This is a genomic window from Pseudomonas cichorii (genome assembly GCF_003700275.1).
Classification (GTDB): Bacteria; Pseudomonadota; Gammaproteobacteria; order Pseudomonadales; family Pseudomonadaceae; genus Aquipseudomonas; species Aquipseudomonas cichorii_B.
Genome location: NZ_RBRE01000069.1, coordinates 1 through 25,897 on the forward strand (window position 1 = coordinate 1; position 25,897 = coordinate 25,897).

Annotated in this window: 21 protein-coding genes; 16 read left to right on the top strand and 5 right to left on the bottom strand. The window is 56.2% G+C overall.

Annotated features, from left to right (window positions below):
- Together ALQ04_RS18600 and ALQ04_RS18605 are read right to left on the bottom strand one after the other, a co-directional pair.
- The coding region (locus tag ALQ04_RS18600) for a contractile injection system protein, VgrG/Pvc8 family (RefSeq protein WP_259645048.1) at positions 1-411 on the bottom strand (411 nt) is incomplete at its 3' end.
- 78 nt (positions 412-489) lie between these two features.
- Positions 490-1,005, bottom strand: coding sequence for an Hcp family type VI secretion system effector (locus ALQ04_RS18605; RefSeq protein ID WP_122317213.1), 516 nt, complete (start codon positions 1,003-1,005; stop codon positions 490-492).
- Positions 1,006-1,519: 514 nt separating this feature from the next.
- Between ALQ04_RS18605 and tssA the strand changes: the two genes are divergently transcribed.
- The 14 genes from tssA (at position 1,520) to tssM (ending at position 19,735) form a co-directional block, all read left to right on the top strand.
- The gene (tssA, locus tag ALQ04_RS18610; RefSeq protein ID WP_122317214.1) at positions 1,520-3,067 is read left to right on the top strand and encodes a type VI secretion system protein TssA; all 1,548 of its coding nucleotides are present in this window, start codon (positions 1,520-1,522) and stop codon (positions 3,065-3,067) included.
- A 33-nt stretch (positions 3,068-3,100) separates the two neighbouring features.
- The gene (gene tssB / locus ALQ04_RS18615) at positions 3,101-3,607 is read left to right on the top strand and encodes a type VI secretion system contractile sheath small subunit (RefSeq protein ID WP_122317215.1); all 507 of its coding nucleotides are present in this window, start codon (positions 3,101-3,103) and stop codon (positions 3,605-3,607) included.
- Positions 3,608-3,633: 26 nt separating this feature from the next.
- Positions 3,634-5,109 carry a type VI secretion system contractile sheath large subunit gene (gene tssC, locus ALQ04_RS18620; RefSeq protein WP_122317216.1) on the top strand — a complete coding sequence of 492 codons (1,476 nt, stop codon included), beginning with the start codon at positions 3,634-3,636 and terminating at the stop codon, positions 5,107-5,109.
- Between the two features lie 26 nt (positions 5,110-5,135).
- Positions 5,136-5,543 carry a type VI secretion system baseplate subunit TssE gene (gene tssE, locus ALQ04_RS18625; protein ID WP_122317217.1) on the top strand — a complete coding sequence of 136 codons (408 nt, stop codon included), beginning with the start codon at positions 5,136-5,138 and terminating at the stop codon, positions 5,541-5,543.
- Between the two features lie 109 nt (positions 5,544-5,652).
- A complete protein-coding gene (gene tssF, locus ALQ04_RS18630; RefSeq protein ID WP_122317218.1) occupies positions 5,653-7,425 on the top strand; it encodes a type VI secretion system baseplate subunit TssF in 1,773 nt (590 codons plus the stop codon).
- On the top strand, positions 7,389-8,390 hold the full coding sequence (tssG, locus tag ALQ04_RS18635) for a type VI secretion system baseplate subunit TssG (protein WP_122317219.1): 1,002 nt from the start codon (positions 7,389-7,391) through the stop codon (positions 8,388-8,390). Before tssF ends, tssG begins: the two co-directional genes overlap by 37 nt.
- 6 nt (positions 8,391-8,396) lie before the next feature.
- Positions 8,397-10,982, top strand: coding sequence for a type VI secretion system ATPase TssH (gene tssH, locus ALQ04_RS18640; protein ID WP_183142224.1), 2,586 nt, complete (start codon positions 8,397-8,399; stop codon positions 10,980-10,982).
- Between the two features lie 10 nt (positions 10,983-10,992).
- Positions 10,993-12,510, top strand: coding sequence for a sigma 54-interacting transcriptional regulator (locus ALQ04_RS18645; RefSeq protein WP_122317300.1), 1,518 nt, complete (start codon positions 10,993-10,995; stop codon positions 12,508-12,510).
- A gap of 51 nt (positions 12,511-12,561) precedes the next feature.
- Positions 12,562-12,702, top strand: coding sequence for a type VI secretion protein (locus ALQ04_RS18650; protein WP_122317221.1), 141 nt, complete (start codon positions 12,562-12,564; stop codon positions 12,700-12,702).
- A gap of 18 nt (positions 12,703-12,720) precedes the next feature.
- Complete coding sequence (gene tagH / locus ALQ04_RS18655; protein WP_122317222.1) at positions 12,721-13,521, top strand: type VI secretion system-associated FHA domain protein TagH; 801 nt, start codon at positions 12,721-12,723, stop codon at positions 13,519-13,521.
- Positions 13,522-13,526: 5 nt separating this feature from the next.
- On the top strand, positions 13,527-14,021 hold the full coding sequence (gene tssJ / locus ALQ04_RS18660; RefSeq protein ID WP_122317223.1) for a type VI secretion system lipoprotein TssJ: 495 nt from the start codon (positions 13,527-13,529) through the stop codon (positions 14,019-14,021).
- Complete coding sequence (tssK, locus tag ALQ04_RS18665; RefSeq protein ID WP_122317224.1) at positions 14,014-15,348, top strand: type VI secretion system baseplate subunit TssK; 1,335 nt, start codon at positions 14,014-14,016, stop codon at positions 15,346-15,348. The genes tssJ and tssK overlap by 8 nt, the downstream gene beginning before the upstream one ends.
- Entirely contained in the window at positions 15,345-16,226 is an 882-nt protein-coding gene (gene icmH, locus ALQ04_RS18670; protein ID WP_122317225.1) for a type IVB secretion system protein IcmH/DotU, read from the top strand. The genes tssK and icmH overlap by 4 nt, the downstream gene beginning before the upstream one ends.
- Complete coding sequence (gene tssM, locus ALQ04_RS18675; protein ID WP_122317226.1) at positions 16,223-19,735, top strand: type VI secretion system membrane subunit TssM; 3,513 nt, start codon at positions 16,223-16,225, stop codon at positions 19,733-19,735. The genes icmH and tssM overlap by 4 nt, the downstream gene beginning before the upstream one ends.
- Positions 19,736-19,780: 45 nt before the next feature.
- Here the strand turns inward: tssM and ALQ04_RS18680 are convergent, their stop codons facing one another.
- On the bottom strand, positions 19,781-20,704 hold the full coding sequence (locus ALQ04_RS18680) for a LysR family transcriptional regulator (RefSeq protein WP_122317227.1): 924 nt from the start codon (positions 20,702-20,704) through the stop codon (positions 19,781-19,783).
- 103 nt (positions 20,705-20,807) lie between these two features.
- Here ALQ04_RS18680 and ALQ04_RS18685 point away from each other — a divergent pair, with 103 nt between their 5' ends.
- Positions 20,808-22,010, top strand: coding sequence for an aspartate aminotransferase family protein (locus tag ALQ04_RS18685; RefSeq protein WP_122317228.1), 1,203 nt, complete (start codon positions 20,808-20,810; stop codon positions 22,008-22,010).
- A gap of 126 nt (positions 22,011-22,136) precedes the next feature.
- The gene (locus tag ALQ04_RS18690; protein ID WP_122317229.1) at positions 22,137-22,670 is read left to right on the top strand and encodes a DUF4174 domain-containing protein; all 534 of its coding nucleotides are present in this window, start codon (positions 22,137-22,139) and stop codon (positions 22,668-22,670) included.
- A gap of 59 nt (positions 22,671-22,729) precedes the next feature.
- Here ALQ04_RS18690 and ALQ04_RS18695 read toward each other — a convergent pair whose 3' ends face one another.
- Together ALQ04_RS18695 and ALQ04_RS18700 are read right to left on the bottom strand one after the other, a co-directional pair.
- A complete protein-coding gene (locus ALQ04_RS18695; RefSeq protein ID WP_122317230.1) occupies positions 22,730-23,170 on the bottom strand; it encodes a CBS domain-containing protein in 441 nt (146 codons plus the stop codon).
- Positions 23,171-23,274: 104 nt separating this feature from the next.
- Complete coding sequence (locus tag ALQ04_RS18700; RefSeq protein WP_122317231.1) at positions 23,275-25,779, bottom strand: TonB-dependent siderophore receptor; 2,505 nt, start codon at positions 25,777-25,779, stop codon at positions 23,275-23,277.
- Positions 25,780-25,897 lie beyond the last annotated feature (118 nt).

The window sequence follows — 25,897 nt, forward strand, 5'->3', positions numbered from 1 at the left end:
GCCGATCTGGAACTGATAGCGGTCGGCGAGGATGCCGTGCTCTTCCAGGATTTCGCCAATGATCTGCGGCACCGACTGTTGCTGGAAAATACGCTGGTTGGTGCGATGGTCCAGATAGGCCAGTTGTGGTCGCAGGGTCAGGGCGTAGTGGGTCAGGCGGTTGCCGGTATCGCCCTGGGCGATGCGATCGATCAGCCCGTGCACGCCCTTGTTGTCGGGGCCGAACTGCAGAAAGGCCGGGCGGTGCAGCAGGCTTTCCAGGTCCAGAGCGGGGTGTTCGCTGACCAGTTCGAGCTCGAAGCAGAAGGGCTGGCTGATGGCTTCTGTGCCAGTGAAGGCCAGCACCTGGAAGTCATGCCGGATGCCTTCGAGGTGCAGGCTGAACCGTGCCTGATGGGCGGGTGTGGGCATGCCTTGGGACTCCATGTCTGAATGAACGAGAATTGAGCCCTGTCGATGGCTATGTGTCGACAGGGCTGTTGTTCAGACTTAGCCGGTGATTGGCTTGCGCCAGTCGTCAGAGCCGGAGGTCTTGGAGGTTATATGGGTCCAGGATATTTGCCGATAGGAGAAGTGCACATCCTGCATATTGGTGAAGTGCGCGTTGGCCGGGTCCTGGCAGTTGAGCATGTAATCCTTGATTTCCACTATGTAGGCATCTTCCAGGCACGTGGTGTAGTAGTGCACCTCTTTGCCATCGACTGTGCGATACCACTGGATTTCCACTTTCAGCAAGCGTTCGCCGGTGCTCAGTGCTGCCTGCAAAAGCGGAGAGGCCTTGTCGAAGCCTTTGGTGATGCAAAGGGGTTTGTGTATGCGCGAACCGGTAGGCTGGCCTGACTGTGGATCACAAGGTTTGGTGACCACATGACTGAGCGCCTGAATCATGACCTGGTCTTTATGATTTTCCTGATAGGCATTGCCAACGGAAGACGGAGTAAAGGCATTTTCAGTGATCAGGCCTTGTTCGACGCCAGTGACGGACATGTAAGCGGGTGTAGCCATTGATACTCTCCTTGCAAAAAAATAAGCGCCCTGCGGAAGTTTTGCCGAGGGGTGCAGAAGGACTAATACCAATAAGCATGCCAGTTTTTGTTTTTCTTTTTAAAACAGACTGTTGGCGTTTTGATATGTTAAAGAGTTCCGAGTTTTATGCTGTTAAGTGCGCAAAAGCTTGCGTGGGTGTGCAGTTGTTTGCGCATGCCGATTTGGTCGTTTGTTTGCAGAGGTGAATGTGTTGTTTGCGATAATGTTTCGGTTATTGCTGCGCAAATATTTGCGCACGATTACTTTGTGCTTGTGGGGTGATTTGTTTTTGGAAGGTGTTATAAATTTATACATTCCGCCTGAGAGTATTGTAGGAAAATTCTGAAAGTTTTCAAGTGAGGCTTTTCAGCTTGTTAAGCAGTTTTTTCGACGTTAATGTCCGCATCGTGATTTCTGTATGGCGTTCTTTCCGGCTTCTGGCACATTTTGCGCTCGTTGTCTGGCGGGCAACTGCGGGGTTGGAGGTGGATCTATGAGTTATCCGGACGCACTTTCCAGTCGTTATCTTGAGCTTGTCAGTCGCCCGCTTTCCGAGCAGGATTATGCAGGTGAAGATGTTCGTTTTTCATGCGAGTTCGAGACGCTGGAAGCCGAATTGGCCAAGGCAAATACCTTATACGAAAGTACGCCGGTCGATTGGTTGAAAGTTCGTGAGTGCAGTGAGCATATCCTGCTTGACTGCTCCCGTGACCTGCGTGTTGCTGTCTGGTTGACCTGGGCCTTGTATCAATGTGAATCATTTCCTGGTTTGCTGGCGGGTGTGAATCTGCTGCACCATTTATGCAGTCATCACTGGCAAGTGCTTCATCCTCGCAAGTCCAGAACCCGGGCAGCGGCAATGGGCTGGTTGTTGCCGCGACTTGAGCAGGTACTTGGCGAAGATGTTTCCGTAGCGACGCAGTTGCCTCTTTTTCAAAAGCTGCTTGAAGAACTTGAAGGTCTGGATAATGAACTGACGAATTATCTGGGTGATGAAGCGCCGTTGCTTTTGCCCGTCCGTCGTAGACTTGCAGGCATGATTCAGCGCGTAAAAGAACATAAACCCGAGCCGGAAAAACTGGCCGTTCAGGTTAAACAGGCCGCCAGCAGGATTTTTAAAAGCGATCCAACTATAGAAAACGAAAAGGATGCGCAAAAGGTATTAAAGGAACATCAGGAAAGTGCGCAGGCACTGTGTGCCTGGTGGTTACGCCAGAAGGCGACCGATGTGCGTGCCTTGCGCCTTAACCGTACGGTGTCATGGCTATCGATAGACCGGGTGCCCGAGAGCGATTGCAGGCAGATAACCGCTTTGCATGGCCCGCCTGCGGACCGGTTGAAAAAATACGCTGAGCGTTTCCAGCAGGGTCACTATGCGGATCTGGTCGTTGATATTGAGGCCGGTCTTGTCCGTACACCTTTCTGGTTCGATGGTCATCGTTTGGTATGGGAGTGCTTGCGGGCATTGAAAGCTGACAAGGCGATGCTGGAAGTGGAAATTCTGTTATCCCGGTTCCTGCTGAGACTCTCAGGTATTTCCGAATTGAAATTTCATGACGGTTCACCTTTTGCCGATGAGGGTACGCGAAACTGGATTAATGAAAAGATAATGCCTCATGTGAAAGTCGAGAACCCCGCTCCCGTTATTGAAGAGCGTGTTGCGCTGCCTGAATGGGAGCTGGTGTTACAGGAAGCACTTCTGCTTTTGCGTAATGAAGGCCTCAAGGTTGCGGTTCAACTGCTCAAGAAGAAGTTGCAGAGCGCTCAGGGCGAACGGGATCGTTTCTACTGGCAGTTCGCGTTGGCGCGGCTATGTTATAGCGCCAAGAAACATGAGTTGGCTAAAAGTCAGTTGGAGATACTGGATCAATACTTACAGGGGTCAGGCTTCCATACCTGGGAGCCGGAGCTCTCCTTGAAAGTGCTGCATGCATTGAATAGTTGTTATGAGGCGTTGCCGCAAAGCCATGTGGTAAGGGAGCGCAGGGATGAAATACACCGTCGGCTTTGTCATCTCGATATCGAGGTGCTGCTTGAGTAAGTGTTGAACAGCTAATGGTAAAAGGAGAACGATATGGCAAAAGATGGCTCTGTAGCACCCAAGGAACGTATAAATGTCACTTTCAAACCCGCTATTGGTGGCGCTCAGGAAGAAATCGAACTTCCGTTGAAGCTTCTGGTGCTGGGAGACTTTACTCAGCGTCTTGATTCTCGAAAGCTTGAGGATCGCAAGTCCATAAACATCGATAAAAACAGTTTCGATGCGGTGCTGGCAAAGCAGGAACTGACACTTGCGCTGAATATGCCAAATCGTCTGCAGGATTCTGGTGGCAGTGAAGAGTTGGGTGTCGATATCCGGATCGGCTCAATCAAGGATTTCAATCCGGCCAGTCTTGTCGAGCAAATTCCCGAGTTGCAAAAGCTCATGGAGTTACGCGATGCCCTTATGGCGCTTAAAGGACCGCTGGGAAATGCGCCAGCGTTTCGCAAGGCCATTGAAAGTGTGCTTGCCGATGCCGAGTCACGCAGCCGTGTGCTGGGTGAGTTGGGACTGGATGTTACAACTTCGGAAAATGCCTGAATTCTGAGTATAAGGAAATCAATGTAATGAGTGCCAAAGCGCTGCAGTCAGGAAATGACAACCCGGTAGAGTATGGACTGCTTGACCAGATCATCGCCGAAACCAGGCTGACTCCCGGGGATGAAGCTTATGATATTGCCAGGCGTGGCGTTGCTGCGTTCATCGAGGAACTGCTGAAACCCCACAACAGCAAGGAGCCGGTGAAAAAGGCATTGGTTGATCGCATGATCGCCGAGATCGATACCCGGCTTAGCCTGCAAATGGATGAAATTCTGCACCATGAACACTTCCAGGCCCTGGAAGCGTCGTGGCGAGGCCTCCAATTGCTGGTTGATCGCACTGATTTTCGTGAAAACATAAAGATCGAGATACTGAACGTATCCAGGCAAGACTTGCTGGAAGATTTTGAAGATTCGCCGGAAGTCATGCAGTCAGGCCTTTATAAGCATGTCTACACGGCGGAATATGGCCAGTTTGGTGGTAATCCGGTCGGCGCGATCATCGCCAACTACTTTTTCTCGCCAAATTCGCCCGATGTGAAGACGCTGCAGTATGTGTCGAGTGTGGCCTGCATGGCCCATGCTCCTTTCATTGCAGCTGCGGGTCCGGAGTTCTTTGGCCTTGAACAGTTTACTGGTCTGCCCGACCTCAAGGACCTGAGAGATCACTTTGAAGGACCGCAATTCGCCAAATGGCAGAGTTTTCGTCAGCAGGAAGACGCCCGCTACTGTGCCCTGACAGTGCCACGTTTCCTGTTGCGCAATCCTTATGATCCGCAAGAGAACCCGGTCAAGACCTTTGTCTACAGAGAGAATGTCTCGGGCAACCATGAGCACTACCTTTGGGGAAATACGGCCTATGCATTTGCCTCCCGCCTGACCGACAGCTTTGCCAGGTTTCGCTGGTGCCCGAACATCATCGGTCCGCAAAGTGGCGGTGCCGTCGAGGACCTGCCGTTGCATCACTTCCAGAGCATGGGCGAGATCGAAACCAAGATTCCTACGGAGGTGTTGGTTTCCGATCGTCGCGAGTATGAACTTGCCGAAGAAGGCTTCATTGCCCTGACCATGCGCAAGGGCAGCGACAATGCCGCTTTCTTCTCGGCCAGCTCAGTGCAGAAGCCCAAATTCTTTGGTAACAGCGCAGAGGGGAAGAGGGCAGAGCTGAACTACAAACTGGGTACTCAGCTTCCTTACATGATGATCGTCAACCGCCTGGCGCATTACCTCAAGGTGCTGCAGCGCGAACAGTTGGGGTCCTGGAAGGAGCGCACTGATCTTGAGCTTGAGCTGAATAAATGGATCGGTCAGTACGTTGCAGATCAGGAAAAACCCAGTGCGGAAGTTCGCGGTCGGCGGCCATTACGTTCTGCGCAGATTAGTGTCAGTGACGTAGAGGGAGAGCCTGGTTGGTATAGGGTCAGCCTGAACGTTCGGCCTCATTTCAAATACATGGGCGCGGACTTTACGCTTTCCCTGGTTGGCAAGCTGGACAAGGATTGACTCATGCGTATTGCAGGCATCTTGCCGTGAGTCCATATGGCAGTCTGTTTGAGCGTCTTGCCGGTGAAGCCGCAAAACGCAAGGGCGCAAGCCATGAGGAGTGTGTCATTGCTTCGGTTGCTGCTCATCTTGCCAGGATGCTCAGCACCCGGGCCGGTAGTGCGCAGACTCTGCCCGACTATGGGCTGCCGGATCTGAATGACATGCGCCTGAGCCTGCACGACACGCTTGCCCGGTCTCGCCTGGCAATCGAAGGCTTCATCAAGGCTTACGAGCCTCGTTTATGCGAGGTGCGCGTGACGTCTCTGCCACCTGAAGACGAAAGTCTGAAGTTGCTGTTTTCCATTGAGGGTTGTTTAACGGTGGGAAGTATAAAGCGTACGGTAAGTTTTGTTGCAAGTCTGGAAGGCGGAGGAAAGGTCAATATAGCCTGAGTATCAAGTGGTTTTCTGCGGATCATTCAAGTTTGTCAGCGTCTGGTCATTACCGGGTTTAACTGTTTTATAGCGTCGTGCCGGTCCGGCTCGAATCAGGTGGATAACGTTGTCTTTCAATAACTATTATCAAAGTGAGTTGACGGCATTGCGTCAACTGGGGAGTCGCTTTGCCGAGCGTAATCCCGCACTGGCACCTTTTTTGGGGCAGGCCGGACGTGATCCGGATGTTGAGCGGTTGCTGGAGGGTTTTGCCTTCCTGACCGGGCGTCTGCGGCAAAAGCTCGATGATGAGTTACCGGAGTTGACGCACTCGCTGATGCAACTGTTATGGCCGAACTACATGCGCCCCTTTCCTGCGGTCAGCATGTTGCAGTTCGATCCACTGGAGCACTCAGGCTGCGCTGTCGTCGTTGCGCGTGGAACACCGGTGGAAAGTATTCCCGTGGAAGGTTCTGTCTGTCGTTTCCGGACCTGCTACCAGACCGAAGTATTACCACTCAGGTTGAGTGCATTGAGTTATTCGGCCAATGGCAATGGTGTATTGCTGGGGTTGCGCCTGGAGATGAATGGTGATGGAGCTATTGATTGCCTGCAACTGAAGCGCTTGCGCCTGCATCTTGCCGGGGAGCCCCATGTCAGTCAGATGCTCTATCTGGGATTGATGCGCGATCTTGAAAAGGTCAGTTTGACGCCACTGGATGCAGAGGGTAATCCCCTAGCCGATGTCATGCCTTTCAATATATCGCTCGACAACATACAAGCTGTGGGGTTTGCTGAAGATGAGGCATTGATTCCCTATCCATTGAATACCTTCCGTGGTTACCGGTATCTGCAGGAGTATTTTGTCTTCAAGGAAAAGTACCTGTTTGTCGACGTACTTGGGCTTGATGTGCTGAATACCCTTGCCAGGGAAGTCATGGCACGTGTCCGGGGTGTAGAGCTGTCATTTGCGATTGCCAGGGATGACATTCAGCGCCTGCGTCCCACGCTTCAGAATATCAGGCTGTATTGCACTCCCATCGTCAATCTGTTCGAGCAGGATGCGCAACCCGTTCGTCTCGAAGGAACTCAGGATGAATACCTGTTGCTGCCGGGCAAGGGAGCAGGGCAATGCGGGATTTTTTCGGTCGACAAGGTTACCGGCTGGCAGCCAGGAGGTCAGGGATATCAGGAGTTTGTGCTGTTCGAGTCATTCGAGCACGACTCCAGTTTCGATGTGCAGCAGCCAAGGCCCCACTACAGCATTCGCCAGCATCCTTCACCCGTGCATGATGGTCTGGATACGTTTTTGAGTTTTGACGGTCGTCAGGCCGGTCTGCATGAAACAGTTTCTGTGGAGTTGACCTGTACCAGTCAGGATCTTCCATTGCAGATAAAGGAAGGTGGCATTTGCCGACCTTGTGAAGAGACTCCCGATTTCCTGACATTCAGGAATATAACCTCGGCTACCCGGAGCTTTGCACCGCCTCTGCATAAAGAGTTTCTGTGGCGGATCATAAGCAATATGTCTCTTAACTATTTGTCATTGAACAATGTGGCGGCACTCAAGTCGATTCTGGAAACCTACGATTTTCCAAGCTACTACGACCAGCAGGCGGAAAAGGTCAGCAAGTTGCTTCTGGATGGGCTCAAGTCCATTCGTCATGAGCCGGTTGATCATTTATATCGAGGTCTTCCGATTCGCGGATTAAAAACCGAATTACTGATTGATGCGCAAGGGTGTAGCGGCGAAGGAGGACTGTTTGTCTTCGCCTCGGTACTCAACGAGTTCTTTGCCCTTTACGCCAGTCTTAATTCCTTTCACGAGTTGCATGTCAAGAGTACCCAGGGAGAACGATACGAATGGACGCCGCGCATGGGGCTTCAACCTCTGCTCTAGAAGATTTGAGTCAAATGATACGTGGGTATTCCCTGTTTCAGGCAATACCTTTGATTATTGAGCTGTTACGAGACACAAACCCTGGAGTAAATGAAGAAGACATTCAGGACCTGCTGGAGTTTGAGGCCAATCCGAGCCTGGGATTTCCCGGTAGCGATATCGAATACCTACAGTTTTTTGAGGAGCATGGGCGGCAACGCGCGCGGCTGGGACTCAACCTGCTGGGGTTGTCTGGCGCCAGTTCTCCATTGCCGGCGTTTTATAGTGAATATGCCTTGGGCGATAGCGATGAAGCGAAGACCACACGTTCGTTTCTTGATGTTTTCCATCATCGCTTGCAGCGACTTATTTTCCCGACCTGGTCCAAATATCGGTATAGCGCCAGCTTTACAAGTGGCGCACAGGATCCGTTTTCAGGGCAACTTTTTGCGCTGATCGGGTTGGCGGGCGAGGAGATTCGCAGCACCGGGGAACTGAACTGGAAACGTCTGTTGCCCTATCTGGGTTTACTGAGTCTGCGGGCGCATTCGGCGGCGTTGATCGAGTCTGTTCTGCGCTACTACTTCAAACATTCACACGTATTTATTGAACAGTGTATGGAGCGTTCGGTAGTTGTCATTCAACGGCAACGTAATTGTCTGGGACGAGTAAATAACCGCCTGGGCGAAAATGTGGTCCTCGGTGAAAGCGTTCGTGATCGCGGTGGCAAGTTTCGCATTCATGTCAAACAGCTGGACTGGGGACGCTTTCACGAGTTCTTGCCTACAGGATCCGGCTTTGCATCGCTTTGTGCACTGGTGCGTTTCACCCTGCGTGACCCACTGGATTACGACATCCGCCTGGAATTGCGCCAGGACGAAATCAGAGAGTTGCGTATCGCCGAGTCGAACCGTTGTCGCCTCGGCTGGAGCAGTTGGCTCGGGCATGAAAGGGCTGATGGCCTGGTTACTCTGAATAGCCATTAAGGACAGATATTCATGATCAATGTAGACCTGCAACAACTGGTCAATGCACTGGATGCAACAACCCGCCGAGACCTTGAGGGCACTGCTGAACGTTGTGTGGCAAGAGGTGGAAGCCGGATTCTGGTCGAGGATCTGCTGTTGACCCTGCTTGAACGTCCGCAAGGCCTTTTGTTGCGAGCCTTGCAGGATGCCGAAGTCGAGCCGGCAGATCTGGCGGTTACATTGCAGCTCGCCATGGAGCACAGTTCCTGCCGCAATCCGGTATTCACGCCGGAACTGGTACAGTGGCTTCAGGATGCGTTGCTGGTTGCCAATCTGGAGTTGGGCCAGAGCCAGGTGGGGCAGGCCGCCTTGATCCTGGCCTTGCTGCGCAATCCGATCCGCTACGCCGGTAGCCGCTATCAACCATTGCTGGCGAAGATCAATATCGATCGCCTGCGTGATTTCGTGCTCGACGAGCAAGGCCTTTCCAGCGCCAGCGCCTCTATAGGGAATGATGAGTCCCTGCTGGCCCGTTTTACCCATAACCTGACTCGTCAGGCTCGCGATGGCGGGCTTGACCCGGTTTTATGCCGGGATCCTGAAATTCGTCAGATGATCGATATCCTGGCACGGCGCCGCAAGAACAATCCGATTGTGGTGGGCGAGGCGGGTGTCGGCAAGACGGCCATCGTTGAAGGTCTGGCGTTGCGAATTGCCCGCGGTGAAGTTCCGCAGCCCTTGAAAGGTGTCGAGGTGCTGTCGCTCGACATGGGCTTGCTGCAGGCCGGCGCGAGCCTCAAGGGCGAATTTGAACGCCGCCTCAAAGGCATCATCGATGAGGTGAAGTCTTCTCCCGAGCCAATCATTCTTTTTATCGACGAAGCCCATACCCTGATCGGTGCTGGAGCCCAGGCGGGCAGTTCCGATGCGGCAAATCTGTTGAAGCCGGCATTGGCCAGGGGAGAGCTGCGCACCATCGCAGCAACGACCTGGACAGAGTACAAGAAGTATTTCGAGAAAGACCCGGCGCTGTCGCGACGCTTTCAGCCGGTGCAGGTACATGAGCCTGCGGTCAATGAGGCCATCACCATTCTGCGCGGGCTGGCGCCGGTCTATGAAAAGAGTCACGGGGTTTATCTGCGCGATGATGCGGTCGTCGCGGCAGCACAGCTATCCGCCCGTTACCTGACTGGACGACAGTTGCCGGACAAGGCGGTTGATGTACTGGATACGGCCTGTGCTCGCGTCCGGATCAGCCTCGCCGCGGCGCCTGCAGCACTGGAACATTTGCGCGCCGAACTGGCTGAAGGTCAACGCCAGCTTGCTGCCTTGCGACGTGATGCGGATGCCGGTCTGACGGTTGATGCCTGCTTGCTGTATGCGCTGGAAGCTCGTATGGCGCAGCTTTGCGAGGAACAGACCGAGTTGGAGAAACGCTGGTTCGAGCAGCGAGAAATTGCTGAACGTGTCCTTGAACTGCGTCAGCAACTGGCCAGCGCGCGCCACTGTCAGGGCCACGAAATTCCTGTCTCGCTTGAGCATGAGTTACAGATCGCCCATCAGCGCCTTATACAGGCTCAGGCAATTGATCGGCTGGTCAGCTTCGAGGTCTGTCCACGTCTTGTCGCCGAGGTCGTCAGCGCCTGTACCGGCATTCCCCTTTCCCAACTGGCCCGTGAGTACAGCGCCAGGGTTGCTGATTTTGCTGCGGGTCTGCGCTTGTCTATTCGTGGTCAGGAGCAAGCCATTCAGGTACTGGATCCCGCCATGCGGGCGGTGGCGGCAGGCCTGAACAAAGCCGATGCGCCAGTCGGGGTCTTTCTGCTGGCAGGACCCAGCGGGGTCGGCAAGACCGAGACGGCTCTGGCTCTCGCCGATCTGCTCTACGGTGGCGAGCGCTTCCTGATCACGATAAACATGTCCGAATTCCAGGAGAAACATACGGTTTCCCGGTTGATCGGAGCGCCACCGGGTTATGTCGGCTACGGCGAGGGTGGAATGTTGACCGAAGCTGTGCGGCAAAAACCGTATTCGGTGGTGTTGCTGGATGAAGTGGAAAAGGCCGATCCGGATGTATTGAATCTGTTCTATCAGATCTTCGACAAGGGCATGGTCAACGATGGCGAAGGCCGGGAAATAGACTTCCGCAATACCTTGATCCTGATGACCTCCAACTTGGGAGGCGCTGAAATCAATGCACTTTGCCGGAACGGTAAACGCCCGACAGTTGATGAGTTGGACAAGGTCATGCGCCCGGTACTCAGTGCGCACTTCAAACCGGCGTTACTGGCGCGGATGAAAGTGGTGCCTTACTACCCGATTTGCGATGCATTGCTGCGTGAGCTGGTTGAACTCAAGCTTCTGCGGCTGGGCGAACGTTTGTCAGGCCGACAACTATTGTTCAGTCATTGTCAGGCGCTGGTCACTTACCTGGCTGAGCGTTGTACGCAAAGCGACAGTGGTGCCCGGCTGGTGGATTCCCTGCTCGATCTGCATGTACTGCCGCTGATCGCCGACCGCGTACTGGATGCCATGGCACGGGGCGACAGACTGGAAAAAGTGCATGTCACCCTCGACGACACCAACACCGTCATCTGCGAGTGTATGTGAGATGACGCTGATGTTTGCCTCCATGGAAGAGCCGCTCGACTATGCCGGAAACCTTTGTGCTCAATACGCAGCGCTTTCGCGGTTCTGCGACAGTGAAACGCTGTTGCAGGGTTTTGTGCGTGCTGCCACTGAGCTGAGTGGTTGCGAGCTGGCCCGGTTATATCTGCTCGATGCTACCCATACCCGGTTGAAATTGTGTGCAGAGTCTCTGGACCCAGCGGTTACACCGCAGTTACCTGCACGTCTTGCTGTGGACTGCCACGATGAGCAGTTATTGCAGTTCTGTCTCTGCCAGAACCAGGTGGTCAGTGTGGCTGAACTGAGCCCAGGCTTGTATGACACGCGCTTTTTGCCGAGTCATGAAAAGGCCTGGAAGTCGCTGCTATGTGTGCCTCTGGTCAATCCGCAACAGAGGGTTGTCGGCCTGCTGGTTTGTGCAGGCGTGAATATCCGGGTTCTGGACGGTTATGCCGAATCACTGGGCGCGCTCGGGGCGTTCGTACTTTCACAGTTGCAGTTGCTGCAACGACTGCGCAACCCGCAGGCGCCGCTGGTTCCGGCACTTGAAATGACTCCTCGCGAAACAAGGTATGGATTGATCGGCCAAAGCGAGATCATGCAGCAGACCTGTCATTTGATCGGCAAGGTCCTGCACAGCTCCTATACCGTGCTGCTGACTGGCGAAACGGGCACCGGCAAAGAAGTGGTAGCCCGTGCCATACACGACCATGGTCCGCGCCGCTCCAGGCCTTTTGTCGTGCAGAACTGCACGGCTTTCCCTGAAGGTCTTCTGGAAAGCGAGTTGTTCGGCTACCGAAGAGGTGCATTTACCGGAGCGGATCGTGATCGCATGGGGCTGTTCGATGCCGCCAATGGCGGCACGCTGCTGCTGGACGAGATTGGCGATATGCCGCTGTCCTTGCAGGCCAAGCTGTTGCGGGTCCTGCAGGAAGGAGAAATCCGTCCTCTGGGCTCAAGTGATACCCGCAAGGTCGATGTGCGCATCATCGCCGCAACGCACCGCAATCTGCTGGCTCTGGTCGCCGAAGGGCTGTTCAGGGAAGACCTTTACTATCGCCTTGCACAATTCCCCATCGAGCTGCCTTCGTTACGCCATCGTGAAGGTGACATTGTGGCACTGGCACGGCACTTTGCTGACAAGGCCTGCGACTTTCTGCAGCGGGCCCCGGTTCAATGGTCTGAAGTGGCGCTGCTCCTGCTATGCAAACGCAACTTTCCCGGCAATGTCCGTGAGTTGAAAGGATTGGTCGAGCGCGCTGTGCTGTTGTGCGAAGGCGAGGAACTGTTGCCTGAGCATTTTTCTTTCGATGTAAAACTGTTGGCCCGTGATACCAGCCTCAATCTGCGCGAGCGTCTTGAGCAAGTCGAGCGCAGTGTATTACTCGACAGTTTGCGCAAGAGTGGCGGTAATCGCAGTCTGGCGGCTCGCGAACTGGGGCTGGCCCGCCGAACGCTGCTTTATCGTATGGCGCACTTGAAAATCCGGCGTGATGAATTACCGGCCTGATCATTAGAGTACGTTTTTAATTCTGTATATATCCATGCTCACGGAGGAATCATGAGTATTCGCTGCTGGCTGTCCGTTATTTTTATTCTGGCAGTTATTGCTGTTTTGCCTGGTTGTAGTGGCAGCTTCAAGTTTGATGATGACGACTATCGATCGTTGGGTGATCCCGGCGCAATAAATCGTGGCAAGTAATTGCAAGGAGATGGATTTATGGAGCCGGATTTTGAAAGAGTGAACACTTTGCTGGACCCTCTTGCTGCAATGGAACATGGAAACCATGCTTATTCAGCTATCGATGATGTCATGTCAATGTTGAATGAATCAGCCTCTCTCGGACAGTATTCGGGGCAGGTACCGGCAGGCAGCGAAAACCTGCTGCTGCCTGGGTTGATCGAAACTCCTTCGGTCGAGTCATCAGCCTGTCCTGGCGAGCCGGAGCCGTTCTCTGAAACATTCTGGACAGCATTCGGCAATGCGCTGGGCATCCCCTTCGACAGCCTTGAACCGCCCGAGCGTGAAGCCCTGGCGCTCAATGCCGCTCGCTTGTTCAGACAATGTATCGCTGGCTTGCGCAAGAACCTGCACACCCGTAATGAGCTGAAGCGCGCGTTGCAGTCAGCCCCTGAAACTGTCCATCCACTTGAAGAGGCCGCCGATACCAGCGCAGCCATTGAGCACGTATTGCACTGTGCATCATCCGGATCATTGATTGTTCAAGGTTTTCGGAACTTGCAGGCGCATCAGGTCGGCTTGTTCGTTGCCGGTCGAAGTACATTGCAGGCCACTCTCGGGCACTTTTCACCGCAGCAACTGATCTGGCAGTTTGAACGAAATGACAACACGTCGTTATTGCGAACGGCGGGCAGCCGCTGGCGTGCCTATATACGCCATTACCACAGTCTGGAACAACAGGATGAATGGAAGGAGCACCTGTTGTTGCACAACTTTTCTCATGCGTATGAAGAGCAGGTTCGCTTGATAAATACCCTCCACCTCGATAGCCAAGGATGATACTTATGTTGCGCCTCAAGAGTCCGATCATGCTGACAGTGCTGTTGGCACTTGGCAGTTGTTCGACATTGTCGCCTTACTCGACTCAAACCCGCTTGAGTCTGCAATTGACTGCCAGTGAAACCCTCAATCCGGATATCAACGGTCGATCTTCTCCCATCGTCCTGCGCCTGTTGGAATTGAGGCAGCCGGTTGCCTTCGAGAACCTGGATTTTTTCAGTCTGTATGGGCGAGCCAGAGAATCCCTGAATCATGACCTGGTGGCCAGTGAGGAGCGGGAACTGCAACCCGGACAACGTGTGTTGCTCAAGCTCAAGGCCGGCAAGGGCAGTCACTATGTCGGGATTCTGGCCGCTTATCGAAACCTGCCTGAAGCCCGCTGGCGGCATGTCATTCCGCTCATGGCCGAAGGGCATACCCGGACCGAATTGACTCTCGATGAAAACGGTATTCATCGCAGCGATGAGCATCAGCCAGAGCGAATGACCGGTCATGAATGAGCATAAAGTCATCTGGCGCGAAGGCATGTTATTGCGCCCGCAGCATTTCCAGCATAACGACCGTTATTACGATCAACAGATGAAGCTGCGCACCCGCCTGGCCGGTGCCTATTTGTGGGGCTTCATGGAACTGGTGATCGACCCGCAGTTTCTGGCCTCGGGGCAGATAGTGATTGCCCGGGCATCGGGTGTTCTTGCCGATGGCAGTCTCTTCGACCTCCGCGATCGCGACAAGCCCTTGGCCCTGGATATACCACCGAATATCACCGATATGCCGGTCTATCTTGCCCTGCCGCTGGTGACCGGCAACTACATTGAAGCACGGGGGCCCGAACAGCCGGACGTGATTGCCCGCTATACCTCCTATACGCGCAGGATTGCCGACTCCAATGCCGGAGAAGACAGCGCGGCAGAGATTCTTTGCGCGCGTCCTGAATTTCGTCTGTTTGTGGGGGAGCAGCAGAGCGATCAGACCCATGTGAAACTCAAGGTGTGCCACGTACTGTCGGTTTCATCTGATCAGGCAATCACGCTTGCCCCCGATTTCACCGCGACCTTCATCAATGTTCGCGGCTCGGCCTATCTGGCTTCGTGTCTCAAGGAGGTCGTGGGATTGCTTGGATATCGCGGCGACGCGATTGCCCAGCGCATACGTGCCAGCGGCAAGGTCGGGGGGGCCGAAGTTGGCGACTTCATGATGTTGCAACTGATCAATCGCACCGAACTGGTCCTCAAGCATTATCTGAACATCGAGGACGTACACCCCGAAGAGTTGTACCGCGTGCTGTTGAGCATGCTTGGCGAACTTGCCACTTTCGGTAGCGACAGCAGGCGTCCCCGCTTGAACAGTGCTTATCGGCACAGCGATCAATGCGCGACGTTCAAGGCCTTGATGGCCGAGATCCGCCAGGTGTTGTCGATGGTTCTTGAACAGCATGCCACCGAGCTGGAGCTACAGGCTCGCCAGTATGGCGTACTGGTTTCGCCCCGTGTCGACCAGCAATTGCTTGGCTCGGCGTCGTTTGTGCTGGCTGCCAGTGCCCATTGCGATAGTGAAGAACTGCGCCATCGCTTGCCATCCCATCTCAAGGTCGGATCCGTAGAGAGCATCCGCGAGCTGGTCAATCTGCATCTGCCGGGCATCCGCCTCAGACCGCTGCCGGTAGCGCCCAGGCAGATTCCGTTTCACTCCAGCAAGACCTATTTCATCCTTGAACTCACTGATCAGGAGCAAGCCCGGGTAGATGCTTGCGGTGGTTTTGCTTTCCATGTTTCAGGTGAGTTTGACGGGCTCGAATTGAAATTCTGGGCCATCAGGAACTCATGAACATGCGCATGGAAAATCATCAGGATGACAGCCTGCTCTCTGACGAGCATCGGCCAGAGACTGCCTTACATGGCGCGCTCGGCGACTTCAGCCGGGCGCCCGGTTTTGAGCAGCTTGAAGAACAATTGATCTACAGCGCCCGCCTGACACAGGAAGAGGCGTTCAGCATCAATATCAACCCGCTGGTTACAGCCGCGAGTGATCTGTTGGTACAGATCGTCAATCTGGCACGTAACGGGGCAGAGGGCGATCTGCACTCTCTTAACCGCAACCTTGCCCAGGCTGTAAGGCTTTTCGAGGTGCGAGCCCGACAAAACGGCATCGAGAACGATCAATTGCTGGCCGCCCGCTATGTCCTCTGCACAGTGATCGATGAAACCGTGCTGACCACAGACTGGGGCAATGAGTGGTCGACGATGAGTCTGTTGAGCCGTTTCCACAAGGAGACCTTTGGCGGGGAAAAGTTCTTCCAGTTGCTGGAGCGCCTGTCGAGCAATCCGGTCAGGCATTTACCGATGCTGGAGTTGATGTACCTGTGCCTGTCACTGGGGTTTGAGGGCAAGTACCGGGTCATGAAGCGCGGCAATGCAGAGCTGGAAATGATTCGTGGCGGCCTTTACCGACAGATAAGGCAATTGCGCGGGGAGGTCAGTGCCGAGTTGTCTCCACACTGGCATGGACTGCAGGGCCGACAGGATTCTGCCATTCGCAGCGTTCCCTGGTGGTTGGTGGGGCTGTTTACCCTTGTGAGTCTGACGGTGATGTATTCGGGGTTCGCCTGGGTGTTGGCCGAGCAGCGCGAAACGGTGCTTGAGTCTTACCGACAGTTCATTTCGACAGCCCTCAAGTCCCCCGATGCCAACAGAGACCTGCAATGAAAAACCTCTTCAAGAAACTGGCCGCCCTGTTTTGCCGGACATGGGTCTGGACGCTGCTGGCTGCACTGGCTGTCACGCTATTCATATGGTTTGTCGGGCCGTTGCTGGCGGTCTCCGATTACCGGTTCTGGGCAAGTCCGACTTCCCGTCTCTTGTCCATAAGCCTGGTGTTTCTGCTGTGGGGGCTGGGCATGGTCTTCGTCAGTTGGCGCAACGGCGTACGCAAGAGGCAGGCAGAAGCCGATACGGCCATTCAGGAGCGGCTTCGCCAGCAGGCCTTGCTGGAGGCAGAGCAAAAGACACTACTTGAGCGCTTCCGCGATGCAATGCGAGTCATCAAGCTTTCCAGTCTGTATGACGGTAAAGGTGAGCGTCTGCCCTGGTACTTGCTGATCGGTCCCGAAGGAAGCGGTAAAACCAGTCTGCTGGACTTTTCCGGCCTGGACTTTCCGCTCAATAAAACCGGGCGCAAATTGACTCGCGACACTCGAGGCACGCTCAACAGCGCCTGGTACTTTGCCGATCAGGCGGTAATTATCGATACTCCGGGCCGTTATCTCGAACAGCCCCGGGCGCAAGTCGATGCCAGCGTCTGGTTGACGTTGCTGGGCCTGCTGCGCAAGCGTCGGCGTAGCTGTCCGCTCAATGGTGTACTGGTGACATTACCGGTCGACGTCCTGCTCAATGCCGAGGAAACCCGTCTGGAAATCATCGCCGAAGAGGTCCGTAATCGCCTGGATGAACTGCATCGCACGTTGCGTGTCGATGTGCCGGTGTATCTGGTGTTGACCAAGTCCGATGCGCTGCAGGGATTCGATGAGTTCTTCGAGCATCTGTCCAGGGAAGAGGGGGAACAGGTGCTTGGCGCCACGTTTCGCCAGGATCGGCAGGGCAGTGATTCCGATGAACTCAGGCATGAGTTTGAAGAGCTGCTGCGCCGTCTGGGCAGCCAGGTCATCATGCGCATTCATCAGGAACATGACATCCAGCGTCGCGGGCTGATGCTCGGCTTTCCTGATCGGCTCGGGGTCATCGGGCATCGGCTGTGCATGTTTGCGGAAATGGCTTTCAGCGGCAGTCGCTACCAGCGCGCGACCCGGTTGCGCGGTTTTTATCTGACCCGTGCGCCTCATCTGCCCGGAAATGCTCAAGCCGCCAGTGCAGAGCAGGCTGGCGAACAGCCGGTAAGCCACAGAGCATTACCAGGCCTGCCTGCGGGGCGTGCCCGCTTCATTCGTCAGTTGCTGAGTCGGGTCATCTTTCCCGAAGCGGCGCTGGCCATCGTGGACAAGGGCGAGCGGCGCAGAATGAACTGGGTTCGGCGCTCGGTGTATGGCGCGGCCCTGATGATCCTGATGTTGTTCGGTGGGTTGTGGGCGAACGGTTTTACCAGCAATCATGATCGCTTCGAGCGTATTCGTCTGTTGGCTCAGCAATGGGCACAGCAGCGTTCGGTCCTGGTTGAGCAGTCCGATACCCTGGCGATACTCCAATCCTTGAACCTCAGTCATGCAGCCAGCCATGTCTTTCCCGAAAACGCAGAGGTTGCCGTTCGTGAGCGCAACGGCCTTTATCAGGGCGAGCCGAGCAACAAGGTACTGCTGAGTGCCTATCAGGTCGAACTGGAAAGCCGCTTGCTGCCTCGTGTGGCTGGCACCCTGGAAGCACAGATACGAGCCAGCATGAAGGACCGCGAGCAACTGCTGGACAGCTTGCGTGCTTACCTGATGCTGCATTTGCCCGAGCGCCGGGATTCTTCATGGTTGCAGGAGCGGATGACCGCTGACTGGTCGTTGCGTTATGCCGGGCAGCCGCAGGAGCAGAGCGACCTGGATGGGCACCTGCAGCGCCTGCTCGGACAGCCTTTCGTTTACCCGCTCAACGATGCACTGGTCGCTCAGGCCCGTCAGGCGCTTCGCAGCGAATCGCTGGGGAGCATTGTCTATCGGGCATTGCGCGAGCAGGCCCGCAGTCTTCCTGACTATCGTCTGGCCCGACATATCGGTACCCAAGCCAGTCTGCTGGCCGGCAGCGAATACAGCATTCCCGGTTTCTATACCCGAAAGGGCTATCAACAGTTCTTCGTGACTCAAGGGGTTGGCACGGTCAATGCCATCCTGCGCGACAATTGGGTGCTGGGCGACACTACAGGCCTGAATGGCATGCAGTTGCGTCAGTTGCTGGTCGAGCTGGAGCAACTGTACTTTCACGACTATGCCAATCACTGGAGCGAAGCCGTCGCTCAGGTCGCCTTGCAGCCACTCGAAGACGCCCAGCATGGCGCGATGCAAATGGCTGGCTTGAGCGCCGCCCATTCACCGCTGCTGCAACTGCTCGCGCAAGTGCGTGACAACACCCTGTTTCCGACAGTAGCTGAAACCCTGGACGACGCAGCAGCCATTGCCGAGAAGGCAGGGACAAAGCCCGGTGCCCTGAATGCCGTGGCCTCCATGGCGGCTGAACAGGCCAGCAACCTTGGCTCAAAATTGCCGGACACAGCGAAGAAATCGCTACAGCGCCGTTTTGAACCGCTGCATCGCTTGCTGGACGAGCACAACGGCCCGTCTGCGGAACTACTTGAGGTATTGCAGGCGCTGAATGGGGTACAACTGCAGTTCGCCAGGCTGGGGCGCTCCGGTCAGCCCGAGTTGCAGGCTTTCGAGATGGCCAGACACCGCATGACCGGGCAGCGCGATGAACTGAGCAACCTGCGCAATGCCTCTGTGCAATTGCCGCAACCGGTTGCCGGCTGGTTCAACACATTGGCCGAGGATGCCTGGTCATTGTTGCTGCGCGAGGCCTATCGCTACATCAACCAGCGCTACAAGAGCGAGCTCTACAGTTTCTATGAGCAGTCCCTCGATAAACGCTACCCGTTCCATGCCCATGCCAGCAGTGATGTAGCCATCGAAGACTTCCGCGAGTTCTTCAGGCATCAAGGGTTGGCCGAACGGTTTTTCGACAGCTACATGAAGCCTTTTGTCAGCGGCGATCCGGGGCAGTATCGTCTGCGCACGCTGGATGGCCTGGGCTTGCCGGCCAGTCGCGCCTATCTGGACAAGATGGCCAGCGTGCAGACCATTCGCAAGAGTTTCTTTGCTCACAACCCCGAGCAGCCCCAGGTGCAGTTCACGCTTGAGCCTTACACGCTCGATCCTGGCGCGAGTCGTGCCGAGTTCCGTCTGGGCAACCAGGTGATGGAGTATCGCCACGGTCCGATTGTGCCGGTCGCGTTCAAGTGGCCGAGCGATGCCGATAATGGCCGCGCCAGTCTGGTGCTGGAGCGAATGGCAGAACGGCCCATCGGCATCGAGCAGAGCAGCGGGCCATGGTCGCTGTTCCGGTTGCTCGACCTGATGCAGATCGAATACCTTCAGGGCCGGGATGTCATGCTGCTCAAGGCAGATGTGGGCGGGCTGCGCGCCAACTATCTGTTGCTCGCCCAGCGCTCTGCAAACCCTTTCGATGTTGCCGTAATCCGCGGCTTCCGCTTGCCGGCGCAGCTCTGATTTCATATGGCCGGGCGAGCAGGGCGGTGCTGCCCGGTCATGCATTTACTCCGTGGGCGGCACCTGTTTGCCCCAGCGTTCCATCGTGAAGTCGACAAAGCTGCGCAGCTTGGGCAATTGATAACGGTCCGGGGAGTAGATCAGGTGCATCGGCCTGCTGGGCAAGTGATAGTCAGGCAGTAATGCTATCAGGCGACCGTCACGCAGATCCTGCTCGACGAAGGCATCGGGCAGCATGACGATGCCTCCGCCGGTTCTGGCGCTGCGGTACAGGCCCGAAGAACTGTTCATCACCATCGGGCCGCTGATCTGCACCGTGACTTCACCTTCCGGCCCGGTCAGGCGCCAGTGCTTTTCCACGCCGCTCCAGTCATCGCCCGCCGGGTAGGCGAATGCCAGGCAGTCGTGCAGTTGCAGATCTTCCGGCCGCAGTGGCATGCCGCGCCGGGCCAGATAGTCCGGTGACGCGCAGATGGTCAGGGTGTAGTCATGCAAGGGCCTGGCAATCAGCCGGGAGTTTTCCGGAACGCTGCCCATGCGGATGGCGGCATCGAAACCATTATCGAGCAGGTCCAGGCGCTGGTTGGTCAGGACCAGATCCAGCTTTACCTTGGGAAACTGCAGCGAGAATTCGCACAGGGACGGCGCCAGTACTTCCGAGCCGAATGTCAGCGGCGCGGTAATGCGCAGCGTGCCTGTAGGTTCGCCCTGAACCTGTTCGGCCAGTCGCTCGGAGGCGGCCACCAGGCCCAGTACTTCCAGGCAGCGTTCGTAATAGGCCGTGCCGAATTCGGTCAGCCGCTGACGTCGGGTCGTGCGTTTTAGCAGGCTGACCCCAAGACGTTGTTCCAGTGCCCGCAGATGATTGCCGACCATGGTTGTGGAGATCGAGCAGGCCTGGGCGGCGCCCGTCATGCTGCCTGCTTCCACGACCTTTACGTACACCGACATTGCCTGGAGCAAATCCATTATCAAGTCCAAGTTTAAAATGATTGAAGAGTTTCAGTGTTTATCTAGCTCACGTGGTTAACGATACTGCAAAAAACCACGGATGACCCTGGAGCTTTACGCCATGACTGCTGATTGCCTGATGACCACTTACAAACCCCTTGCCCTGAATTTTGTTCGTGGCCTGGGTACCCGACTGTGGGATCAGGCGGGACGCGAGTATCTGGATGCCGTGGCGGGCGTTGCGGTAACCAATGTCGGGCATTCCCATCCCTTGCTGGTAGCCGCTATCAGTGAACAGGCCGGCCTACTGTTACACACCTCCAATCTGTACTGCATTGATTGGCAGCAAAGATTGGCGCATAAGTTGACGCAGTTATCCGGCATGGAGCGCGCGTTTTTCAACAATTCCGGCGCCGAGGCCAACGAAACGGCGCTCAAGCTTGCACGTTTGCATGGCTGGTACAAAGGGATCGAGCAGCCGCTGGTGGTGGTCATGGAAAACGCCTTCCATGGCCGCACGCTGGGGACCTTGTCGGCCAGTGACGGCCCGGCGGTGCGGCTGGGTTTCAACTCGTTGCCGGGGGAGTTCATCAAGGTGGCGTTCGGCGATCTGGCGGCGTTCGACCGGGCCTGCGCAACCCATGGCTCGCGGATCGCTGCGGTGCTCGTCGAACCGGTGCAGGGCGAAGCCGGTGTGCAGGTCGCGCCAAAGGGTTACCTGCAAGCCTTGCGCGAGCGTTGCACACGGCGCAACTGGCTGTTGATGCTCGACGAAATCCAGACTGGCATGGGTCGTACCGGGCAATGGTTTGCCTTTCAGCATGAAGGCATCGTGCCGGATGTCATGACCCTCGCCAAAGGCCTGGGTAATGGCGTGCCGATCGGTGCCTGCCTGGCGCAAGGCCCGGCTGCGCAACTGTTTACCCCCGGCAGCCATGGCAGCACGTTTGGCGGCAATCCACTGGCCTGCCGCGCAGCATGTACGGTGGTGGATATCATCGAGCAGCAAGGTCTGGTGCAGCAGGCCCGGGAGCAAGGGCAGTTGCTGCTGGACAGGTTGCGCGAAGAGCTGGAAGGGCATCCCGAGGTCGCGGCGATACGCGGCCTGGGCTTGATGATCGGCATCGAACTGCACAGGCCAATTCCTGATCTGGTATCGCTGGCGGCACGTAATCATGGGTTATTGATCAATGTGACTCGGGGCAAGACCATCCGCCTGTTACCGCCGCTGGTGATCGAACGGACAGAAATTGAAACGATTGTGCAGGGAATCGTCAACACCTTGCAGGGTGATGGCTGCAAGCCAGTTCAGCAACGCGCATGAACTCATGGGTGGGAGTCGAGCGAATCCTGGGCTATACCGTGATGATGCAGATGCGGTAGAACAAAGGCGGGAATTACGAGTCTCTAGGCGTAATGCTCACCCCCATGGATTTCAAAGGAGCCCACCATGTTTATCCGGACCCTGACCCTCGCCACCCTGCTGATCGCTGCCGGCCCGTCGTTCGCGGCCGACAGCGATGCTCCGCTGGCGCAGGAGCGCGGCAAGACACGTCCCTTGATCATCATTGCTCCGAGCACGGTTGATCCGACCCTGATCAACCTTAAAAAGGCCCTTGAGGAACCCGCCAATCGCGAAGCTTTTGCCCAGCGCAATATGGTCCTGTATACGGTGGTCAATACCATCGGCGAGCGTAACGGCAAGACTATGGATGCCCAGTCGACCATGGCCTTGATCCGTGAACTCAAGCTGGGTGCCGGTGTGCAGACCAAGGTGATTCTGGTGGGCAAGGACGGCGAGAAGAAGATCGAGAAGGCCGGTGCAATCGATCCCAAGGAAATCTTCGCCACCATTGATCAGATGCCGATGCGCGAGCGCGAAGCGGCTGTGGCGCCACCTGAGCCGGAAGCCAGGCCGGGGCCTGCCGAAAAGGCAGTCAAGCCCACCAAGGCGGGCGCTCCGGGCAAGACCCTGGACGATTGATGGATGACAGGCTGGCGTCAGGCAATGTGCTGACGCCAGCCTTGAGTGTCCGCCGAAACTCAGTCGCCGCGAATGTACTGTTCCAGTTGCTGAATGAGGCTGGCCTGTTCCCCGATGGCCTCTTTCACCAGGTCGCCAATCGATAGCAGTCCCAGCAATTGCCCGTGCTCCACGACCGGCAGATGGCGAAGATGATTGTCGGTCATGATGCCCATGCAGGTTTCCACATTCTGCTGTGAGTCGACCGTGATCACCTTGGTGCTCATGATGGCGCTTACGGGCGTACCGACCGAAGAGCGGCCCTTGAGAATCATCTTGCGCGCGTAATCACGCTCGCTGACCACGCCCACTACCGCGCCTCCTGCCACGACCGGCAGCGCCCCGATATTTTTCTCGGCCATCAGCTTGAGTGCATCGAGCACCATCTGGTCAGGACCGATGGTATGCACCTGTTGGTGTTGTTCGGATTTCAGCTTCAACAGTTCGGCGACGGTTTTCATGGAGCTCTCCGTGGATGAGGACCTGAATGATTGTAGTCCCCGGATGGGGGGACTACAGAATCACGGGATCGGAGAGTTCAGGCAAGTATTTGTGTGGGACTTGCTTACCAGCGATAGGTCGCGCTGGCCTGTACCGTGCGTTGCGCACCGTACCAGCACCATGAGTAGTAATAGCAGGACGCTACGTATTCCTTGTTGGCCAGGTTGGAGATGTTCAGCGCCAGGCGCAGGTTATCCATCGGGCTGTTGATATTGGCAATGTCGTAGTGTGCTGCTGCGTCGAACAGGGTGTAGCCCGGTACTTTCAGAGTGTTGGCCTCATCACCCCAGGTCGAACCGATATAGCGCGCACCGCCGCCGACACCAAAGCCCTTCAACTGCCCTTCGCGAAAGGTGTAGTCGATCCAGGCCGAAGCGGTGTGTCGAGGAATCGCCGGCGGGGTGGTGCCTTCAGCCGATAGCGCCGGGCCATTGGCCTGACCGACGATGCCCGGCTGGACCCTGACGGTGCTGTTGGACTTGCTGATCTGGTTGTCCAGATAGGCATAAGCCGCCGTGATATCCAGGTTGTCGCTCAGGCTGGCCTTGCCTTCCAGCTCGAAACCGCGGGATTGAACTTCACCGGTCTGCACCTGGCAGCGCGCACCGTTACAGATATTGCTCGCGACCGGATCGGGGGTCAGCACATTGCTGCGCCGCAGGTCGAAGATCGCGGCGCTGATGAAACTGTTGCTACCCGGTGGCTGATACTTGATGCCCAGTTCGTATTGCTTGCCTTCGGTCGGCTCGAAGGGCTTGTTACCCAGGCCGGTGCCCGATTGGGGCTCGAATGACTCGGAATAGCTGATGTAAGGCGCCACACCGTTATCGAACAGATAGACCAGCCCAAGGCGTCCGGTGAAAGCCTCGCTCTGCACCGAGCTTTTGGTTTTCACCCCGGTCGCAATTCGCCTGGAAGTGTTGGTGCTGTCGGCCCAGTCGTAACGTCCGCCCATCAGCAATACCCATTTGTCCCACTTCAGTTGCTCCTGAAGGTACAGGCCTTTCTGTTGGCTGCGGGCGGTGGCATCAGCACTGTAGATGATCGGAGCAATCGGGCTGCCATATACCGGATCGAACAGATCCAGCGACGGGCCATTGCCATTCCCTGATTTGGTATCGGTGCTGGTGTTCTGATAGTCGGCACCGAACAGCAGCGTGTGCTGCAACGGACCGGTATCGAATCTGGCCTGGAGCTGATTGTCGACGGTGTAGGAATCCATGTTGACATCGCTGCCGATGGTATAGCGGCCCATGGTGCGGTAGTCGGGCTGCAGGGCATCGGTGCCGTTGTAGATACTCTGATAGATCCCTTCGCTGCGCAGGTAGCGGGCGTTCTGGCGCAAGGTCCAGACATCGTTCAAGTGATGCTCGAACAAGTAACCGACGGCGTGGTATTCACGGTCGCTTTTCTCGAAACTCTTCTCGCCATCATAGAAGTCGACATCGATATCGCGTCCGGTCGGGCTGTTCAGCAGCGAGCCGTAGGCCGGAATCGAGCCATATGAAGCACCTTTGGGATCGCTCTGATAATTGGCCAGCAGGGTCAGCGAAGTGTCGTCGTTCGGCCGCCAGGTAAAGGCAGTGGCAATTGACTGGCGGCGAGTCTCGGTGTGTTCGATCTGACCGTCTGCATCGTCATACAGCCCGGACAGGCGATAGGAGTACACGCCCTGATCGTCAAGCGGCCCGCCAAAGTCGAAGGTCGTGCGCTTCTTGTTGAAGTTGCCGTAGGTGAGGCCGATTTCGTGAAAGGGTGTCTCGGTCGGCAGCTTGCTGACCATGTTCACCACGCCGCTGGGGCTGGCCTGGCCGTACAACACGGAGGAGGGCCCGCGGAGGATTTCCACCCGTTCCAGGTCGAATGCATCTTTCTGCGGTGACGCATCACGGTTGCCCGGCATGCGCAGGCCATCGAGGTAAGTGGCTGGAGAGAACCCGCGAATACTCATCTGGTCCAGGCGTGACGCGGTAGAACCGCGGGTTTCCGGAACCACTGCCGCGCTGTAGCGCAGGATCTGGTTGAGGCTCGCCGCGCCCTGGGCTTTCATCTGGTCCCTGGTGACCACCGATATCGACTGCGGCGTTTCGATCAGTGCGGTGTCGGTCTTGGTGCCGGTGCGGCTCCGGGTCGCCACATAGCCGGACACCGGGCCGCTGGCGCTTTCGATCTGTGAGGCGCCGATGATGCTGGTGGCTTGTAACTCCATGGTCCCTTCGGCAGCTTCGGGAGCCGGTTCGATGCGGTATCGATTGGCCGATATCGCCAGGGCCTGCAAGCCTGTGCCGCTGAGCAGGCGGTTGATGGCTTCGTGGGTGCCGAATTGTCCCTCAAGCCCGTTGCTGCGTTTGCCGCGGGTCAGTGCCGGATCGAACGCCAGCACCAGTTGCGCCTGTTCTGCAAGGTTGTTGAGCGCTTCACTCAAGTCTCCGGCCGGGATCGAGAACCTGCTGACTGCGCTGGTCTGCTGATCGGTTGCGGAGGATTCGGCGGCTTGCAGAGGCACCGCGGCACACGCCATGAGAGTGGCGAGTGCCAATGGGTGCAGCGAACTGGCAGGGCGGGACATGAAAGATCCTTGGTGTAAATGGCGGGTTTCCTTAGCCATGACGTACAAGAATGGAATACGGACAGCGAGTGGGAAACATTTTTATTATCGGTAGCATTTACGTTGATTGTGGTTAGGC